General features: G+C 53.3%; 13 protein-coding genes. 11 read left to right on the top strand and 2 right to left on the bottom strand.

Annotation, left to right across the window (positions count from 1 at the left end; all coding sequences use genetic code 11):
* Window positions 1-129: 129 nt before the first annotated feature.
* A complete protein-coding gene (gene typA, locus FEF65_RS10845) occupies window positions 130-1,944 on the top strand; it encodes a translational GTPase TypA (protein WP_138239833.1) in 1,815 nt (604 codons plus the stop codon).
* 80 nt (window positions 1,945-2,024) lie between these two features.
* On the opposite strand, the gene FEF65_RS10840 is transcribed toward typA, so the two are convergent.
* Both FEF65_RS10840 and FEF65_RS10835 read right to left on the bottom strand, forming a co-directional pair.
* Window positions 2,025-3,050 (bottom strand): PilZ domain-containing protein, encoded by a 1,026-nt coding sequence (locus FEF65_RS10840; protein ID WP_138239832.1) that lies wholly within the window; start codon window positions 3,048-3,050, stop codon window positions 2,025-2,027.
* 54 nt (window positions 3,051-3,104) lie between these two features.
* Window positions 3,105-4,127: an ion transporter gene (locus FEF65_RS10835; RefSeq protein ID WP_138239831.1), complete on the bottom strand. Its 1,023-nt coding sequence runs from the start codon at window positions 4,125-4,127 to the stop codon at window positions 3,105-3,107.
* Between the two features lie 166 nt (window positions 4,128-4,293).
* Here FEF65_RS10835 and FEF65_RS10830 point away from each other — a divergent pair, with 166 nt between their 5' ends.
* The 10 genes from FEF65_RS10830 (at window position 4,294) to FEF65_RS10785 (ending at window position 18,890) form a co-directional block, all read left to right on the top strand.
* On the top strand, window positions 4,294-7,188 hold the full coding sequence (locus FEF65_RS10830; protein WP_238701353.1) for a hypothetical protein: 2,895 nt from the start codon (window positions 4,294-4,296) through the stop codon (window positions 7,186-7,188).
* 251 nt (window positions 7,189-7,439) lie between these two features.
* Complete coding sequence (locus FEF65_RS10825; protein ID WP_138239829.1) at window positions 7,440-7,805, top strand: response regulator; 366 nt, start codon at window positions 7,440-7,442, stop codon at window positions 7,803-7,805.
* Window positions 7,806-7,810: 5 nt separating this feature from the next.
* The gene (locus FEF65_RS10820; RefSeq protein ID WP_138239828.1) at window positions 7,811-9,919 is read left to right on the top strand and encodes a chemotaxis protein CheA; all 2,109 of its coding nucleotides are present in this window, start codon (window positions 7,811-7,813) and stop codon (window positions 9,917-9,919) included.
* Between the two features lie 87 nt (window positions 9,920-10,006).
* Window positions 10,007-10,522, top strand: coding sequence for a chemotaxis protein CheW (locus tag FEF65_RS10815; protein WP_138239827.1), 516 nt, complete (start codon window positions 10,007-10,009; stop codon window positions 10,520-10,522).
* Window positions 10,523-10,596: 74 nt separating this feature from the next.
* Window positions 10,597-12,990 carry a methyl-accepting chemotaxis protein gene (locus tag FEF65_RS10810; protein WP_138239826.1) on the top strand — a complete coding sequence of 798 codons (2,394 nt, stop codon included), beginning with the start codon at window positions 10,597-10,599 and terminating at the stop codon, window positions 12,988-12,990.
* A gap of 109 nt (window positions 12,991-13,099) precedes the next feature.
* On the top strand, window positions 13,100-15,766 hold the full coding sequence (locus FEF65_RS10805) for a methyl-accepting chemotaxis protein (protein ID WP_138239825.1): 2,667 nt from the start codon (window positions 13,100-13,102) through the stop codon (window positions 15,764-15,766).
* 197 nt (window positions 15,767-15,963) lie between these two features.
* Window positions 15,964-16,356 carry an STAS domain-containing protein gene (locus FEF65_RS10800; protein WP_138239824.1) on the top strand — a complete coding sequence of 131 codons (393 nt, stop codon included), beginning with the start codon at window positions 15,964-15,966 and terminating at the stop codon, window positions 16,354-16,356.
* Window positions 16,356-17,192, top strand: coding sequence for a CheR family methyltransferase (locus tag FEF65_RS10795; RefSeq protein ID WP_138239823.1), 837 nt, complete (start codon window positions 16,356-16,358; stop codon window positions 17,190-17,192). The genes FEF65_RS10800 and FEF65_RS10795 overlap by 1 nt, the downstream gene beginning before the upstream one ends.
* A 1-nt stretch (window position 17,193) precedes the next feature.
* Window positions 17,194-17,820: a chemoreceptor glutamine deamidase CheD gene (cheD, locus tag FEF65_RS10790; protein ID WP_138239822.1), complete on the top strand. Its 627-nt coding sequence runs from the start codon at window positions 17,194-17,196 to the stop codon at window positions 17,818-17,820.
* Complete coding sequence (locus FEF65_RS10785; RefSeq protein ID WP_138239821.1) at window positions 17,817-18,890, top strand: protein-glutamate methylesterase/protein-glutamine glutaminase; 1,074 nt, start codon at window positions 17,817-17,819, stop codon at window positions 18,888-18,890. The genes cheD and FEF65_RS10785 overlap by 4 nt, the downstream gene beginning before the upstream one ends.
* The last annotated feature ends 3 nt before the right edge of the window (window positions 18,891-18,893 follow it).

Below are 18,893 nucleotides of genomic sequence, written 5' to 3'. Positions count from 1 at the left end.
AATGCCGGCCATTTCACCGCACCAGCAAGCTGCCAAATCACCGGCCACGATCACAGGCCGGTTTTATTTCCTTTCATCCGGGGCGCAAGCCGCTACTATGCGGCGCACTTTTTATCTGAGGTATCACATATGTCGCGCAATCTTCGTAACATCGCCATCATCGCTCACGTGGACCATGGCAAAACCACCCTGGTGGACGAGCTGCTCAAGCAGTCCGGCACACTGGATGCACGTGAGGACATTGGCACTTGCGTGATGGACTCCAACGTCCTTGAAAAAGAGCGCGGCATTACCATTACTGCAAAAAATACTGCCATCCGTTATGGCGATAACACCCTGATCAACATTATCGACACCCCCGGCCATGCCGACTTCGGCGGTGAGGTTGAGCGTATTCTGAACATGGTCGACGGCGTGGTTCTGCTGGTTGACGCACGTGAAGGCCCGATGCCACAGACCAAGTTTGTAACCTCCAAGGCACTGGCACTCGGCCTGAAGCCGATCGTGGTGATCAACAAGATTGACCGTGAAGGCTCCGATCCGGATGCAGTCGTTGACCTTACCTTCGACCTGTTTGCCTCACTCGGTGCAACCGATGAACAGCTCGAGTTCCCTGTAGTCTATGCATCAGCGAAGAATGGCTACGCCAAGATGAGCCTCGATCAGGAATCGGACAACATGACCTGCCTGTTTGAAACCATCATCAAGCACGTGGAAGCCCCCACCGGCGATACAGAAAAGCCGCTGCAGATGCTCGCCACCACCCTTGACTGGGATGAATATATCGGTCGTATCGTCATCGGCCGCATTGCCAATGGCCGCATTAAAACCGGTCAGGACATCACCGTGGTCCATGCCGATTCATCGAAAGAGAATTTCCGTGTAACCAAACTGCTCGGCTTCCTGGGCATGCATCGTATGGAAATCACCGAGGCTGAAGCAGGCGACATTATTGCCGTTGCCGGTATTGAGCACATCAACATCGGTGAAACCATTGCCTGCAAGGATACCCCGATTGCCCTGCCTGTGATCCATGTCGATGAGCCTACCCTCTCGATGGAACTGCATGTAAACAACTCACCGCTTGCCGGCACCGAGGGCAAACTGATCACCACCCGTCAGATTCGTGATCGTCTGATGCGTGAAATCCGTACCAACGTGGCCATGCGTGTTGAAGAAACTGACTCAGCCGATATCTACAAGGTTTCCGGCCGTGGCGAACTGCACATCGGCATTCTTCTGGAAACCATGCGTCGTGAAGGCTTTGAAATGGCCGTATCACGCCCGACCGTTATTGTGCGCACCATTGATGGCGTCAAACAGGAGCCATATGAGCATGTCACCGTCGATGTAGAATCCGAGTTTCAGGGTTCGGTCATTGAAAAGCTGGGCAAACGCGGTGCTGAAATGACCTCAATGGAAACCAATGCGGACGGTTCCACCCGCATTGAATTCATGTCACCGACCCGCAGTCTGATCGGCTACACCTCCGAGTTCCTCACCGACACACGCGGCACCGGCATTCTTCACCACGTATTCCATGCCTATGGCCCGTATGTAGGCCCGCTGCCTGGCCGTACCAACGGCGTGCTGGTCTCTATGGAAAATGGTGACTCGGTTGCCTATGCGCTGTGGAAACTGCAGGAGCGCGGTAAAATGTTCATCGGCGCTGGTGAGAAGCTGTATGAAGGCATGATCATCGGTATCAACAGCCGTGACAGCGACATGACCGTCAACCCGGTCAAGGAAAAGAAACTTTCCAACGTCCGTGCATCAGGCAAGGATGAATCGATTGATCTGGTCCCACCGATGAAGCTGACACTTGAGCGCGCAATCGAGTTTATTGCCGATGACGAGCTGGTCGAAATCACACCGAAATCGATCCGTCTGCGTAAACGCTACCTCAAAGAGAGCGACCGTAAACGTACCACCCGTCCGGCATAAATGAAAAAGGGCAGGCTTGATCGCCTGCCCTTTTTATTTCAATCCACCGGTTCCATGCGGGCCATCGATGCTACGCCAACTCACGCCATCTCCATCCATGATGGCGCCCCCAGATGCTTCAGGCGGTCGATCAATCGCTGTTGCTGAATCAGCATCAGTTTATGAACCTGCTCGTGAACCGCTCCGAGGCGGGTAAATTTAAGGCCGAACTGCAGCATATCACCCCTCTCTTTCCGCCAGCAGACCGTCATATCCGCCTCGCAGGCACTTCCTGCCAGCAACCAGTTGCAGCGTAACCGCTCATCCCGGGCAAGATCACATGGCGCAGCCATCGCCACCTTCATACCCGATACCGAAATATCGATCAGGCGGCCGACCACCATTCCGCTCTGCCGGCGCAGCTTTACCTCAATCTCCTCAGTCATCCTGACTCTGAAATGCTCTCGTGTCTCCTGCATGGCCGGAGCGACATCACGGACAGCCAGTGTCAACAAGCCCTTGCGACAACGAATCACCCCGACCCTGATTTTGAATGCCTGATCCGGACTGGTGATCAGTGCCTCCTGCATATCATCCGTACAGGTAAACACCCGCCCGACCTCCGGCGAAGCCATAATTGTCAGGTACTCACCGGCATAGCCATGAAACCCGGCATTGGCCGTCACCGGCATTTCCTGAAAATAGTTATGAATCCGGACCACACCTTCCCGCACCCATTCGGCATGACACTCAGCCACCACCCGGGCAGCCACTTCTTTATCCAGCCTCTTTTTCCAGTTTCTCTCAACGGCGTTCAGCACGGCCGTCTGCAACGTCCCGAACCGCTCCACACAACGTGAAAATGCCGGTAGCTGACCTGCAATACCTCCAGCCGCTGTCGATTTCATGATTCCCTGCACCACCATCCACTCATAGCGCAGCAAAACAGCCAGCAACACCCCTACTTCAACCCCGGAGGCAATCATCGAATCTGCCAGCCGGTCTGCATTCAGCGCCGGCTGATGTCCGGCAATCAGCTGGATGATATCCCTGCGATCCTCCTTCCGGAGCATCGGTAAATCCCTGGCAATATGCTCTTCAAGCAGCCTTTCCGTCTGCTCACTCACAGCAAACTGTCCGCCTCTGTTCGACGGGGGCAACCAATCGATTCAGACAACGACTCAGTCATCATCGGTAAACAGATCAATATTATCCGACTGATCCTGACCGCAATGAGGACAATAGCGGTGCTCTGCCGCAACGGGTTTCGAACACTCGAAACATTTATTCGTCATATTGACCATGCGCCCCACCCGCACGGCAATCACCGCTGTCATCATCGCCACCACACAGATTCCCAGCAGAATAAGAACACCGCCAAGAATCATTCCGCCCGAGGATTTTGGCACCAGATCACCATATCCAACCGTACTCATCGTCACCAGGCTCCACCAGGTGCCGACAAATGCATTCTTAAATGTTTCAGGCTCGAGCAGATAGGCAAGGTTACCGGTCAGTACGGAAACAGCCATAATGGTCGCCAGTACAGCTAAAATCATCCCCTTGGCATCGGAGACAGATCGAAACAAGGTCACCAGAATAGGAAAATAGTGACCCAGCCGAATAATTCTGATCAGACGGAACAGACGCATGAGGGCAGAGCCGGAGTTACCAAAGAACAGCGGCAGTACGGTGAGAAGATCGACAATGCCATAAAAGCCAAGGGCGTACTTTTTCCGTTCCCTGGCAGCGTAGATACGTAACACATACTCGGCCAGGAAGACGTAAAGTACCACGATCTGAAAATCTACAATTTCAGCCCCCCAGGTCTCATTGACCTCCGGCAGGGTATTGAACATCGATGTGAGCACCGTCGTGATAATCAGAAGCAGTATGGAATAGTTCACCAGCTTGCCACCCGTCCAGCTCATATCAAACAGATAGCGGTTGAGCACCTCACGCAGCGACTTCCCCTGCCTTGATCGCTGATCACTTGCCAGCTGTTCAGCCAGCGCCTCCTGCTGCATGGCGCGAATTTCATCCAGGGAAGCATTCCCACGCGCAGCATCTGCCGCCGCCTGCTCCTCCAGTGCCTCACGCTGCATACGCTGCATCGGCGTCTCGGACTGATGCAAATCATTTCCATCTGCATCGATGGTACCGGCTGATTCCGGTTTATTGGCGCTGTCACTCATGGTATTCATCACCCTCTCTGTCAATCTCCGGCCCTAACAGGGCCCACTCCAAACCGCGACCTCTTCCTGCCCCGCCCTTTCTGTTGGCAAGCATGTTGCTTGCCATCATGTTATTCGAACTCATCCCCACCGTCAGGCGCGGGAGATGTTGGCAAAATAGCGGCGGGGAGACATTGTGATTACCAATGATCGTGCATTGAAGTATCATCATCTGGAGTGGGTGCTCGGACACCCTCGCTTTGGCTTGCTGATGATGGCTCTGATCTGCATGTCTTTTACCCATAACCAGATGCTTGCACTGACATTGTTTGTGCTGTTTACAGCTGAAATTGTCATGCGTATCGCCTTGCTACGACGCAAAATCAAGCTCAACCCCTACCGATCGTCGACCAATCGCAAAATTGAAGTACTGCTGCTGACCATCGATACCATTGCCGTCGCTTCTTTACTGGTCACCGTTCTGAATATTCATATTCCGGCAGAAGATCTGGCACTGGCAAGGCTGATGCGAGGCGTCTACCTGCTCCGCTCCATTCGCTTTATCCGTTACTTTGACCTGCATAGCGCCATGTTCTCCCCCACCTACGGCATGTTTATCTCGCTGGTGATCCTGATCTCGTTCTTTGCCACCGACATGATGCTCAGCGCCATCATCATCTTCTTCTTCATCGAGCTGTCGGTGCGGCTGATCATCATGCGCAGCATCAACTTCGAATCGCGTCGGGATAAAATCACCGAATGGGCATTCTGGTGGCTGGATCTGATCGCCACCATTTTCATGCTGCCGTTCATTACCGGTTTCGGCTACAGCAGCGCCCTGCGTATGCTGCGACTGGCAAGACTGCTAAGACCATGGAAAATCATCGTCCGCAATCTGATGGAGGTCTTGAGGGAAGGACAGTTTATGCAGGAGATCAACCTGATCGTCCTGTTTCTGGCCATCCTTTCCATCGGCGGCGGTGTTGCAGCAACCCTGCTGTTCACCGACTTTGACTACACGCTTGGGCTCTACCACAAACCGATCGAACACGAGGTGTTGTCAGCCATCTGGTTCGCCTTCCGCCTGTTAACCGATCCGGGCAACTCGGTCATCTACCCCGGCAGTATCAGCCTTGCCGTCTTCTCGATCTTTGCCGTTATTCTCGGCGTATTCATTTTCTCTTTCTTTATCGGCATTGGTGCCAATATTGTATCAGGTCTGATGCGCCGCCTGCGCAACGAAGCACTGCAGGTGAAAAACCATATGGTCATTCTGGGCTGGACCCCTGCCTCCCCTTATATTGTCCATCAGCTGCGCATTATTTCGGATCGCAGTTTCGCCCGCCTGAAGGTCGTCCTCCTCCATCACGAAGACCATCCTCCGGCCGAACTGATCAATGAAAAATGGGTCACCTACCGTCAGGGGGCGATTGATACCTCGACCGACCTCCGGCGCATAAATATCGGATCGGCCAAACAGGCCCTGATGATGCTGCCCGAAGCACGCAGTGAGGCGGTCTCCCTGGCCCACTCGTTCTATAATCTGATGGCCATCCGCAAAGAAAATCAGCGCATCAAACTCAGCATCGCCATCCCGGGTATGGATCACCCCCGCCTGAATACCCATCGTCATATGTTACAGGTCGGCTGGGATAACCATGGCAAATATGATCAACCCACGGTTATTCTCTCGGAGGCGGATTTCCGGGCGACTGCATTCTGCAACATTCTCCGTTACAGTGATTTCGATCAGGTCCTGCAACGACTGATGATTCCGGAGCTGATGGATGAATCCGCCCTGCAACTGGCCAGCTGGAACGCAGAACTCAGGCGTAATGAAAATAATCAATGGCAGATCCCTACCCCGGATGGAAAATACAGTGCCGATATCCAGTCCATTCGTGCCAATATGTTCAGGCGCGGTGTCATCCTGCTCGGCATCATTACCGATGATTGGGAAATCATCCCGATCTATGCGCTCGATGATCAGTATGTGGAGTCATTGCAGCTGCATGCGCTCATCGGTATCGCCATCAGTGATATTGCACTCTATGACGAAGCCGTATTCTGTATTCGCGAAAGCATGAGTGATCGCACCCTCGCCATGGAGGAGGAGCCCGAAGCCGCAGTGATGGTTGAGGATATTGATTCGCTCGGACTCACGCTGGTTGAGGCCGAAGCAAGAATGAAGCTACTCGTCGTCGGCTGGGTGGGCAGCCTGCCCCTGCTTCTCAAGCGCCTGCTGCGTTTCTATCATGAACTGGATCTGACCATTCTCGATAACCTGAGTGAAGAAGAGGTCAATAACGAACGCACATATATCGAGCGTCGCATCTCTGATCAGCCAGGCATGGAAGAGCTGATCAATATCAAAATCAAGCCATGGAATTTCAATGATATGGAATGCCTGCGTGAACATGTGAAGGATGCCAATCACATCATTCTTTCCCGTGCCAGCAGCATGCAGGATGATGCGTATGCCATGATCAGTATGGTGCTCTCTCACATCATTACCATCACCAAGGATGAAGAGGTCACCCCCCAGATCTTCCCTGTCATGGAAAATCGTGAGCAGGCCAGCATGCTGCAAACCGAACTCTTCGAATTTGAATTACCGGCGGATGTGCACGTGACCGTTCCGAACGAGTTTTACGGCATCTATGTGGCCCACACAAGCTTTCACATGTATGCCGTGGAAGAAGAAAGCGACTACCAGATGAAGCGGGTATTCCGCCATACGCTGGACAAGCTGATGTCCGATTCAGGCGAAAATGCCGACATGGGGCTAAAGATTTTCTCGGTCAGCACACCACTGCCGGAAGATGAGATGGATCTGTTCAACTCCCTTAAAGAGGCGGGGTACATCTGGATCGGCTATACCCTGAATACCGTCTACAAGCAGGATGATCAAATCGGTGATGCAATCAACACGGTCTTTCCACGCCAGAAATACTTCTCATGCAAGCGCCAGAACCAGATCGTCATCAACCCCAATGGTACCCCTTACAGTCGCAGGGCATGGCTGACCAACAGAGAGAACATTGTCGAGCTGATTACGATTGGCGGCGATTCCGATGTTGAACTGTTTTAACAGCTCCACAGTCCCGGGCAACCTGCTGCAGACAGGAGAATCAATACGGCATTGTACTCATAAAACAGCTGGCAACATCACGGCTATATACCTGGAAAACAATACTTTTCCGGCATCACCCCCATTCTGTTCCCGACTCGGGGAAGAGGCCGGATGGCAGCGTTCTGCCCGATCATGGCTGCGGTTCATACATTGGCCCGCAAATTGCTGAACAGATGCAAAATCGAATTGAATAAATACCGGAGGATGCAATGGCGAAAATCTTGATTGTGGATGATATGGCGAGCATGCGGAAAATGGTTGCGTTTACCCTGGAGGGTGCCGGCCATACCGTCGTGCAGGCTGAGGATGGTGATATTGCGCTAAAAATTGCCAGGGAGCAGAGCGGTTTCGGACTGGTCATTACCGACGTCAATATGCCGAACATGGATGGCATTACTTTGACAGGTGAGCTTAGAAAACTGCCCTCTCTCAAATTCACGCCTATTCTGCTGCTTACCACTGAAGCCGGCACCGACAAAAAGATGGAAGGAAAAGCAGCCGGTGCAACAGGTTGGCTGGTCAAGCCATTCGATCCTGACAAGTTACTGATGACCATCAAAAAAGTTCTGCGTTAATTCCCATGGCCGTCGATCTCGATCAGTTCAAGCAAATTTTCTTCGAGGAAAGTTTCGAAGGGCTCGAAACCATGGAGACCGGTCTGTTGGGCATGACCGATGGCGAAACCAACCTCGACATTGTGAACGATATTTTCAGAGCAGCCCACTCCATCAAAGGCGGAAGTGCCACGTTCGGCTTCACTGCCGTCGCATCTTTCACCCATGTCATGGAGGGACTGCTGGATGAAATGCGGGAAGGCAAACGCCAGGCCGATCAGACCGTCATTAATATTCTGCTCGAATCAGTGGATGAAATCCGCACGCTGATGACAGCCTACCAGAACCGTGAGGATCCCGACACCGATCAGGCCCAGCTGTTGCAGCAAAAGCTTGAGGCAATTTTCGGTGGCTCCGGTAACACGGCAGCAGCACCGGAAAAAGAGTCGGCAAACAAAAGTGAGGCCGCGGAAGAAAATCGTCTTCTTGGCTGGCATATTGAATTCACGCCACACGATAATCTGTTAATCACCGGCAATGACCCGGCACTATTGCTGAGCGAGCTGGCCTACCTGGGCAAAATGACCATGGTCATGGAGGACGGAGCCCTCCCCCCTTTCACCGAAATGAATCCGGAGCGGTGCTACCTGCGCTGGAAAATAGACCTTCTCGGCGTCAATGATGAGGGCACCGATGCCGCCCAGACAGAAGAGGCCCAGATCAGGGAAATTTTTGAGTGGGTCGAGGATGAGTGTGACCTTGTGGTCAAGGGTATCTACCCGGAACGCAAGGCCTCAGACCGCCGGGCCGGTGATCGCAGGCAACCGGGGCAACTGGAAGACCGGCGTCAAAGTGACCGTCGTACAGGTCCCCGTCGTCCGGATGACAAGGCCCCTGCCGCACAACCGACCACGATCCGCGTGGATACCAATCGCATTGACGCACTGATCGATATGGTGGGTGAGCTGGTGATCACCCAATCGATGCTCGGACAATTGGGCGAAGATTTTGATATGAGCAAACTCTCCCGCCTGAAAGAGGGACTCGAGGAGCTTGAGCGCAACTCACGCGAGATTCAGGACGCGGTGATGAAGGTTCGCATGCAGCCGATCTCGTTTGCATTCAACCGTTTCCCTCGCATGGTGCATGACCTCAGCCAGAAACTCGGCAAGAAAATCCGCCTCGAGCTTGTCGGCGAAGATACCGAAATGGACAAGACGGTCATGGAGAAGATCAATGACCCTCTCGTTCATCTGGTGCGCAACTCGCTTGACCACGGCCTTGAGACCCCTGACAAGCGCATTGCCAAAGGTAAGGATGAAGAAGGCGTGGTATGCCTGAAGGCCTATCATCAGGGCGGCAGTATCGTGGTCGAGGTCTCTGATGACGGCAACGGTCTTGACCGCAATAAACTGTTTGCCAAAGGCGTTGAACGCGGCCTGATCAAGGAGACGGATGTACTCACGGATGAGCAGATTTATATGCTGCTGTTTGCGGCCGGCTTCTCCACCGCTGAAACGCTCAGCGACATATCCGGCCGGGGTGTGGGCCTTGATGTGGTACGACGCAATATCGAAAGCCTGGGCGGCAATGTCGATGTGCGCTCGGTGCTCGGAGAAGGAACCGTATTCACCATCAGGCTGCCGCTGACGCTCGCCGTTCTTGATGGTCAGCTGCTCAAGGTGGATGGACAGACCTATGTCCTGCCCCTCAATTCCATCATTGAAAGCCTGCAAATCGACCCGAACGCCATCAGTTCACTCGCCGGTGATGCCGAGGTTTATCAGCTGCGCGATGCCTATATCCCGATGGTCAGCCTTTCCGAGCTGTTTGCCACGGGGGAGGAAAAGCCACGGGGCGAAGAAAAGCACTGTGCCCTGCTGGTCATTGTCGAGTGGGCGGACAAACGCATCGGCCTCATGGTGGATGACCTGCTGGGACAACAACAGGTCGTCATCAAGAGCCTGGAAACCAATTATGAGCGGGTACCGGGGCTGTCCGGGGCCACCATTCTTGGTGATGGCACCGTATCACTGATCCTTGATATTTCCGGCATCATCGAAATGTCGACCCGGGTACGTGAACAGGCAATGAACACCAGGCGTGCTACAGGCAAGCGCAACAGGGTGGCCTGAAATGCGTGACGTCTCCCTCCCTGCACTGCATGTCAAACTGACATCCCTCTTTCACCCTGTACATCGCAATTTTCCAAGGAGAATAACATGGTAGCAGTAAATATGGATGCCTCCAGGCACCAGTACCTGACCTTCATGCTGGCCGATGAGGAGTATGGCGTTGATATTCTAACCGTACAGGAGCTGCGCGGCTGGCAGGAAACCACACCGATTCCCAATGCCCCTTCCTATGTACTGGGAGTGATCAATCTGCGCGGAGTCGTCATACCGATTGTCGATCTGCGTGACCGCTTCGGCCTGGAGCGTATGGAGTACGGCCCCACCACCGTGGTTATCATTGTCAAGGTCATAGCCAGCGGCAAGGAGCGTGTTCTTGGTATTGTCGTGGATGCCGTATCCGAGGTTTACGATATTGCCAACAGTGATTTGCAACCACCACCTGATATGGATGGCGCCATCTCGATCGATTTTATCACCGGCCTGGCAACAATGGACAAAAAAATGGTCATTTTACTGGATATCAACCGTCTGGTGCATGAAGGGATTCTATCCAAATCAAAATCCCCGATGCCGGCTACAGCACCAGCCACAGAAGCGGCCTGAACAGAGGTGATAGCGGTGTAGCCAGCTGCCGTCCCGATCACCTCAATATAAATTATCTCCATGGAGAGTACGTGATGAACATTTTACAGACACTTAACCGCTCATTATCAGCGAAAATTATGCTGGCTATATTCTGTACCTTTGTCGTGGTTGTCAGCATGTCTGTCTATTTATCCAGCATTGAAGAGAAAGAACGGGCTCTCAACCTGCTGAAACAGCATATCGCAGCCCAGAGCGAGGCGGCCTTCGACAGCCTGAACATGCTGATGATTGCAGGCTCCATGGACCAGAGGGAAACCCTGCGTAAAAAACTTCTTTCCGGTGAAAGTGTCAAGGACGTCAAGTTTTTACGCGGAGCCCCTGTCTCAACCCAGTATGGCGAAGGCAATACCGATGAAGCTATCGCGGATGCGATTGATAAACAGGCACTGTCAGGCAAGCAGGTGATCGAAATTTCCGAAGTGAATGGTGAGAGAACGCTGACCATCGCCACCCCGTTCCAGGCAACCGAAATGACGCGCGGCGTGAACTGCCTTGCCTGCCACGATGTGGCCTCAGGCACCACGATCGGCGGTATTCGTCTGAGCGTATCGCTTGAACCAACCTACCATCAGATTGAGGTGGCATTCTGGAAGAGCATCCTCATCAACGCCGTCCTGTTCATGATCGGACTGCTGTTGATTCACCAGCTGCTCAAACGCATTGTCACCCAGCCACTGAAACTCGCCACCGCCGCAGCCCACCGTATCGCCTCCGGCGATATGACCCATAGCATCAGTGTCGACAGCTTTGATGAGATCGGTGACCTGTGCAAATCAATGGAGCGCATGCAGTCGGAGCTGTTCACCAAGATCAACAGTGACAAGGAAGCAGCCCTGCGCATCAAATACGCACTGGATCAGGTTGCCTCACCGGTACAGATCGCCGATGCCGACTATAACATCTTCTACACCAACCAGGCTGCCAATCAGATGTTCCATGAGCATCAGAATGATATTCGTACGCGTGTCAAAGGCTTTGATGCCAACAGAATTCAGGGCACAAATATTGACACATTCCACCAGGATCCTGCTCACCAGCGCCGGCTGCTCGATAATCTGCAGGGACGTCACACCTCCGAGGATGTTGCCTTCTGCGACAACTTTGTCGTCAGGGTCGGTGCCACACCGGTACGTGATGAGTCCGGCAAGCGGATTGCCACCATCGTCGAATGGAGCGAGCGCACCACCGAGGTGAAGGTCGAGCACGAAATTGCCGCCATCTTCTCGGCTGTTCAGCGCGGAGATTTCTCACAACGTGCCAGCATCAAGGACAAGGCTGGATTTTTCCGTCAACTCGCTGAAATGGTCAATGAGCTGAGCGACACACTGCAGCAGAGCTTTACCGATGTAGGCAAGGCTGTGGATGCACTCAACCAGGGGAATCTCACCTATCGTATCAGCAACGAATACGAAGGCGCATTCAATGACATCAAACAGGCCGCCAACAACACTGCCGCGAAGCTTGCCCAGGTCATCGGGGAGGTACGCGCCTCGGCTGAAGAGGTTGGTCTTGGTTCCGGTGAAATTGCCGAGGCGAATAATACCCTCAACACCCGTACCCAGGAGCAGGCAGCAGCCCTTGAAGAGACGGCCGCCAGTATCGAGGAAATTACCGGTACCGTTCAGCAGACTGCCGACAACTCCCGTCAGGCCAATCAGCTGGCTGCGGATGCACGCGGACAGGCTGAAAAAGGAGGCAAGGTGGCAGAACGCGCCGTTCAGGCGATGGCTGAAATCAACGCCAGTAGCCGCCGAATCTCCGACATTATCGGTGTGATTGATGAAATTGCCTTCCAGACCAATCTGCTGGCACTGAACGCCGCCGTCGAGGCAGCCCGTGCCGGTGAGCAGGGACGCGGCTTTGCGGTGGTAGCCGGAGAAGTCCGCTCACTGGCGCAACGGTCGGCCGAGGCCGCCAAGGAGATCAAGGTGCTGATCAACCAGAGCGTCGAAAGTGTTGAAAGTGGTAGCAAGCTCGTGGATGAGTCGGGAGCGGCACTGACCGAGATTGTGGCTGCAGTCGGCAAGGTCGGTGACATTATTGCTGAAATCGCCGCAGCCAGTGTCGAACAGACCAGTGGCATCGACCAGATCAACAAAGCGATCTCGCAACTTGATTCGGGTACACAGCAGAACACCGCCATGGTTGAGGAATCAGCCTCCGCCAGCCAGCGACTGAATGAACAGGCGATGAACCTGCGCCAGCAGGTTGCCATGTTCGATCTGGGATCTGCCGCCAGAACCTCTGCAGCAGCTCCCCGCCCTGCACCTCGCAAGGCGGCCTCCCCTGCCCCGGCAGCAAAACCTCAGGGAACTCCGGCAAAGAAACCAGCGCCAAAACAAAGCGCTCAGGCAACAAAACCCGTATCGCCTCGTCCAGCGATAAGAAAACCGGTTGAGGATGATGATATCTGGGAAGAGTTTTAAATGTAACCAGCCGGTCACGGTACGGACAAAAGCCATCACACGCTGACCGTACCGTGATCATGCCAAAAAATTCAATCGCCGCAGGTGCGGATCTGACAGGAGTACAGTGATGAGGAAAAATCTACCGGTTACCAATCATGAAGTCGTAATGCGCGATGATCAGGTCATCATCTCATCGACAAATCTCAAAGGGATTATCACTGAGGTCGATCAGGACTTCATCGACATCAGCGGTTTCTCCAGAGATGAGCTAATCGGTAAAAATCATAACCTTATCCGTCACCCTGACATGCCTGCCTCCGCATTCCAGTGGCTTTGGGACACCATCCGTGCAGGTCAACCGTGGACAGGCATTGTAAAAAACCGCTGCAAGAACGGCGATTATTATTGGGTTCAGGCTAACGTCGCTCCACTGATCGAAAATGGTCAGATTACCGGCTACGTATCGGTACGCACCAAGCCCACACAGGCTGATATTGATGCAGCCAGCCGCCTCTACGCCGATATCAACTCGGGCAAAACCACCCTCGGTAAAAAATCGCTGTTACAAAAAATTAACATTTTCAGCCATATGAAAATTGCCCACAAAATGGCTGGCACGCTTATCCTGATGGCAGTCCTGCTGACCGGCTCCTGGCTGATCACTCTGCAGGGACTGAACGAATCACAGGATAGTCTTGCCATGTCGGCCAATGACCGGGCCGTATCACTGGCCGCATCCGGCATTCAGAATGCAACCCTGTCGATCATGATCGACCTTAAAAAGACACAAACCATTCTCGAACCGGAAGCATTCCAGCATAGCCACCGCTATATGGCCGAACAGCTGGCAAGTATTGAAAAATATATCAGCCTGATCGAAGCAGCTGACCTCAGTGATAGCGAGACTGCGGCTGCCACCAGTTTCATCCAGTCCGTGCATAGCTATATTAACAATACATTCAAACCGGTTGATGAGGCCATGCAGCAGGATGATGCGTCCACGTTCAATGAAATTGTGATCGCACTGAATAATGATGCCTATCAGAACATGTATAAACTTGGCGAAAACTTTCACCGTATCCAGAGAGAAGTGAGTGTGGAAGAGTCCAATGAGGGCAGTGCCGCCTATGAAGCGATTCGGCGCAGCTCAATTACCGCTGTTGCTGTTTCACTCGTACTGGCCACGATTTTCTCGCTGTTGCTGATCCGTAACTTCAGCCGTCGCCTGCGCTACACCAACGGTAAACTCAACGCCATTGCAGAAGGTAACTACTTTGACTGGGTGGTTCTCGACTCCACGGATGAAATAGGTATTTTGCAGGAGGGGCTGAAGTCGATGCAGATCCGGCAGGGTTACCAGATGCGCCGAATCAGTGAACAGGCAACGGATGCTCTGCGTATTAAAAATGCGCTGGATCAGGTGGCCTCCCCTGTGCAAATCGCAGATGCCTCTTATAATGTTTTCTACTCCAATGAAGCGGCGAACGAGATGTTCCAGACGCACCAGCAGGATATCCGCAACCGGGTCAAAAACTTTGATGCATCCAAAGTCATCGGTTCCAATATTGATATCTATCATCGTGACCCTGCCCACCAGCGTCGCCTGCTTGATCATCTGCAGGGTCGCTATGTATCCGAAGACCTGACATTCAGTGACAACTTTATCGTCACCGTGGGTGCCACACCGGTCACCGATGAGAACGGCAACCGCCTTGCCACCATTGTTGAATGGACCAACCGTACGACCGAAGTGAAAGTGGAACAGGAGATTGCTACCATCTTCTCGGCAGTTCAGCGCGGTGATCTCTCCCAGCGTGCAACCGTGGCGGATAAATCAGGATTCTTCCGCCAGCTTTCAGAAATGGTCAATGAGCTGAGCAGCATGTTGCAGCAAAGCTTTAATGACGTGGGCCAGGCTGTCCAGGCTCTGAGCGAGGGTAATCTGACCCACCGCATCACCCATGAATATGAGGGTGCGTTCAATGACATCAAGCAGGCGGCCAATGACACCGCTGAAAGACTTGCCGAGGTCATTGGCGAAGTACGTGCTTCAGCGGAGGAAGTCGGTCTTGGTTCTGGTGAAATTGCCGAGGCCAATAACACCCTGAATACCCGCACGCAGGAACAGGCTGCAGCCCTTGAGGAAACTGCCGCCAGCATTGAGGAAATCACCGGTACCGTTCAGCAAACGGCCGATAATTCACGCCAGGCCAATCAGCTTGCTTCCGATGCCCGAGTCCGGGCTGAAAAAGGCGGCCAGGTTGCCCAACGTGCCGTTGAAGCCATGGCGGATATCAATGCCAGCAGTCGCAAGATCTCCGACATTATCGGTGTCATCGATGAGATTGCCTTCCAGACCAACCTGCTGGCGCTTAATGCAGCCGTCGAGGCCGCCCGTGCCGGTGAACAGGGACGTGGTTTTGCGGTTGTAGCCGGAGAGGTGCGCTCACTGGCGCAACGATCAGCTGAGGCAGCCAAGGAGATCAAGGTACTGATTAACCAGAGCGTCAAGAGTGTTGAAGGTGGCAGTAAACTTGTGGATGAGTCGGGCACGGCTCTCACCGAGATAGTGATCGCCGTCAGCAAGGTGGGCGACATCATCGCCGAGATTGCTGCTGCAAGCGTTGAGCAGACCTCGGGTATTGACCAGATTAACAAGGCCATTGCCCAGCTTGACTCCGGCACACAGCAAAACACTGCCATGGTTGAAGAGTCTGCTGCGGCCAGTCAGCGACTGAATGAACAGGCAACAAATCTTCGTCAACAGGTCTCTATCTTTACGTTGAGGGACTAATGGGCGGCTGATTTATTGCCACCCCGGCAATAAATCAGCCCGCAAAGGCAAAAGCTGGCTTTTCCTTTGCTTATGCTTACACAGATCAGTCACTCACGCGCCCGATTTGGCGGGTCATCGATCACCCGGATGGAAGTGCTGAACAGATCAGCGCTTCCTTAAACAGCGCCAGGCAGCAACATAGAAGAGAGGTTAATATGACAGATGAGGCAGTGAAGAACCCTACAGCACAAGCGGACAGTAATGATCCGATTGCATGGATCATCAGCGCCCCCGCCGGTGACGAGGCAACCCCTGATCAGGATCAGCCGCTTTCAGGCAATATCGTGCTGGAAGGAAGCCTGGGCATTGCCGAGGTCGAGGCACTGCACCAGCGCATGACCCGTATACTTCAGGCCAATGTCGATATAACCATCAGCACGGAGCAGCTCAGCCGTGTCGATGCAGCCGGTGCACAACTTCTCTACGCCTTTGTACGTGAGGTCAGGCAACGCGGCCTGCCGCTGAAGTGGACCTCCGTCTCCGATGCACTGCTTGAGGCATTGAATGCCCTGGGACTCAACGATCATATGGGGATTGAGGCTCAATAATGGATGATGTCGTTCATCGTGAATTCACCCTGACAAGAAATGACTTTGTGCATCTCTGTCAGATGGTGGATCGCCATACCGGCATTCAGCTGGCAGAGGGCAAGGAGGATATGCTCTACGGACGCTTGTCGCGCCGCATCCGCAAACTCGGCCTCCCCTCTTTCAAAGCCTATATCGAACTGCTCGAACAAAACGAGGAGAGCGAAGAGTTTAATGCATTCATCAATGCAGTAACCACCAACCTGACATCGTTTTTCCGTGAAAACCATCATTTCGAATTTCTGAAAAAAACATTGTTGCCGGAACTTATGCAGCGCAACAGTGCAAGGCGCCGTATTCGCATCTGGTCAGCAGGCAGCTCCTCGGGTGAGGAGCCCTACTCGATTGCCATGTGTGTGGCTGAAACAGTACCGGCCGGCTGGGATGTCAAAATTCTGGCAACAGACCTCGATACCGAAGTCCTTGCCCATGGCGCGCGCGGTGTTTATGACATTGCTCGCCTGGACGAGATGGAACCGGGACGGGTTCATCGCTGGTTTATGAAAAACCCGCAACAGCCGGGCAAGGTACGGGTGCGGCCTGAGCTGCAACAGATGATCTACTTTCGTCAGCTCAACCTGCTGCGGGAATGGCCGATGAAGGGACCGATCGATATCATTTTTTGTCGCAATGTCATTATCTACTTTGACCTGCCGACCAAACAGAAACTGATGAATCGCTATGCAGATCTTCTTGCGCCTGATGGCCATCTTTTTCTCGGTCACTCCGAAGCGATGAATAATATGAGCCAACGTTATTTATTGTGTGGAAAATCTGTTTACAAGAAGAAATGCTGATATGGTGATTCCGGTATCCTCCAGACTGCCCGGTTTTGATCACATCAATACCTATTACGACAGCATACACCAGATCAACACGGCCAAGCTGTTACCAGGCGAGTATTATGTGACCAGCAAATCAGAAGCAGTCGTCACAGTGCTCGGCTCGTGTGTTTCGGCCTGTATCCGTGATCGGGTTTTTGGCGTCGGTGGCATGAACCATTTTATGTTGCCGATTCATGAAGGTGAACGTTCCAAATGGAAAAGCAGTGTGGTCGATAATATCACCCGCTATGGCAACTACGCCATGGAACACCTGATTAACTGTATTCTGGCCAACGGGGGCATGCGAAAAAACCTGGAGGTCAAGGTATTTGGCGGTGGCCGTATCGTACAGGGCATGTCTGATATCGGCGACTGCAATGTCCGCTTTGTGCTTGATTATCTGCGCGAAGAGGGGCTCCCTATTGTGGCTCAGGATCTTAATGGAAACTATCCGCGTAAAATCTATTACTTTCCGAAAACAGGACGTGTACTGCTTAAAAAACTGGCCAGCCTGCATAATGATACATTGTTTGAACGTGAGAAAAGATATTTCCGTGCCATCGAAGATGCTCCGGTGGGCGGGGAGGTGGATCTGTTTTGATAAAAGTACTTATAATTGATGATTCGGCACTGGTACGCCAGATGCTGACCACTATTCTGAATTCTGCCGCCGGCATCACAGTCGTGGGGACAGCTCAGGATCCATTGATTGCTCGCGAGAAGATCAAACAGCTCAACCCTGATGTGCTGACACTTGACGTTGAAATGCCACGCATGGACGGCTTGACCTTTCTTGGCAACCTGATGCGACTGCGTCCGATGCCTGTTGTCATGGTCTCCTCACTGACCAGCAAGGGGGCAAGCGTCACGCTCGAAGCACTCGAACTCGGAGCTGTCGACTTTGTCAGTAAACCATCTGCCCTTGGCCGTGGTCTTGAGGAGTACTCCGACGAGATCATTGCCAAGGTGCGTATGGCGGCCGGCGCACGGGTCAGGGCCAAAGCCCATACCCCTGCAAGGTCGGCGGCAACCGCTACGGTGGCCCCCAGCAACACGGCCGATGCTATCCTGGCCAAAAAGGTGGGCCGCAGTCATTTCAGAACAACCGAGCGTATTATCGCACTCGGAGCTTCAACCGGTGGTACCGAAGCAACTGCTCAGGTGCTGAAAAGTCTGCCCTCCGGGTTTCCCGCCATTGTTATCAGTCAGCACCTCCCTGCAGCATTCAGCGCCTCCTACACCCAGCGCCTCGATGGCTGCTGTCAGATGAAAGTGAAGCTGGCCGAACACGGCGAGCAGATCATTCCAGGCCACGTCTACATGGCACCGGGCGATCATCACCTGCTGGTGAAACGGGATGGTGCCCGTTATATCTGCCATATCAACGATGGTCCGCCGGTCAATCGCCACCGCCCTTCTGTCGATGTCATGTTCCGCTCAGTAGCCCAGAATGTCGGGCCCAATGCGCTGGGCGTCATTCTGACCGGCATGGGTGCTGATGGCGCAGAAGGTATGAAAGAAATGCGTGATGCCGGTGCATTTACCATTGCTCAGGATGAAGCGACCAGTGTGGTGTGGGGCATGCCCGGTTCGGCCTATAAACTCGGCGCCGTTTCCGAGCTGTTGCCCCTGGACAAGATTGCCGGCGCATTAATGTCAAATCTGGATTAAAAG

The organism is Mariprofundus erugo, from assembly GCF_005818865.1.
Classification (GTDB): Bacteria; Pseudomonadota; Zetaproteobacteria; order Mariprofundales; family Mariprofundaceae; genus Mariprofundus; species Mariprofundus erugo.
Note: the sequence above shows the minus strand (reverse complement) of the source record. Positions and strands in the feature narration are given on the sequence as shown.

Excerpts from the sequence above, each read along its gene's own strand:
- typA (WP_138239833.1), top strand. The coding sequence starts at position 130 with ATGTCGCGCAATCTTCGTAACATCGCCATCATCGCTCACGTGGACCAT.
- FEF65_RS10835 (WP_138239831.1), bottom strand. The coding sequence starts at position 4,127 with ATGAATACCATGAGTGACAGCGCCAATAAACCGGAATCAGCCGGTACC.
- FEF65_RS10825 (WP_138239829.1), top strand. The coding sequence starts at position 7,440 with ATGGCGAAAATCTTGATTGTGGATGATATGGCGAGCATGCGGAAAATG.
- FEF65_RS10820 (WP_138239828.1), top strand. The coding sequence starts at position 7,811 with ATGGCCGTCGATCTCGATCAGTTCAAGCAAATTTTCTTCGAGGAAAGT.
- FEF65_RS10815 (WP_138239827.1), top strand. The coding sequence starts at position 10,007 with ATGGTAGCAGTAAATATGGATGCCTCCAGGCACCAGTACCTGACCTTC.
- FEF65_RS10810 (WP_138239826.1), top strand. The coding sequence starts at position 10,597 with ATGAACATTTTACAGACACTTAACCGCTCATTATCAGCGAAAATTATG.
- FEF65_RS10805 (WP_138239825.1), top strand. The coding sequence starts at position 13,100 with ATGAGGAAAAATCTACCGGTTACCAATCATGAAGTCGTAATGCGCGAT.
- FEF65_RS10800 (WP_138239824.1), top strand. The coding sequence starts at position 15,964 with ATGACAGATGAGGCAGTGAAGAACCCTACAGCACAAGCGGACAGTAAT.
- FEF65_RS10795 (WP_138239823.1), top strand. The coding sequence starts at position 16,356 with ATGGATGATGTCGTTCATCGTGAATTCACCCTGACAAGAAATGACTTT.
- cheD (WP_138239822.1), top strand. The coding sequence starts at position 17,194 with ATGGTGATTCCGGTATCCTCCAGACTGCCCGGTTTTGATCACATCAAT.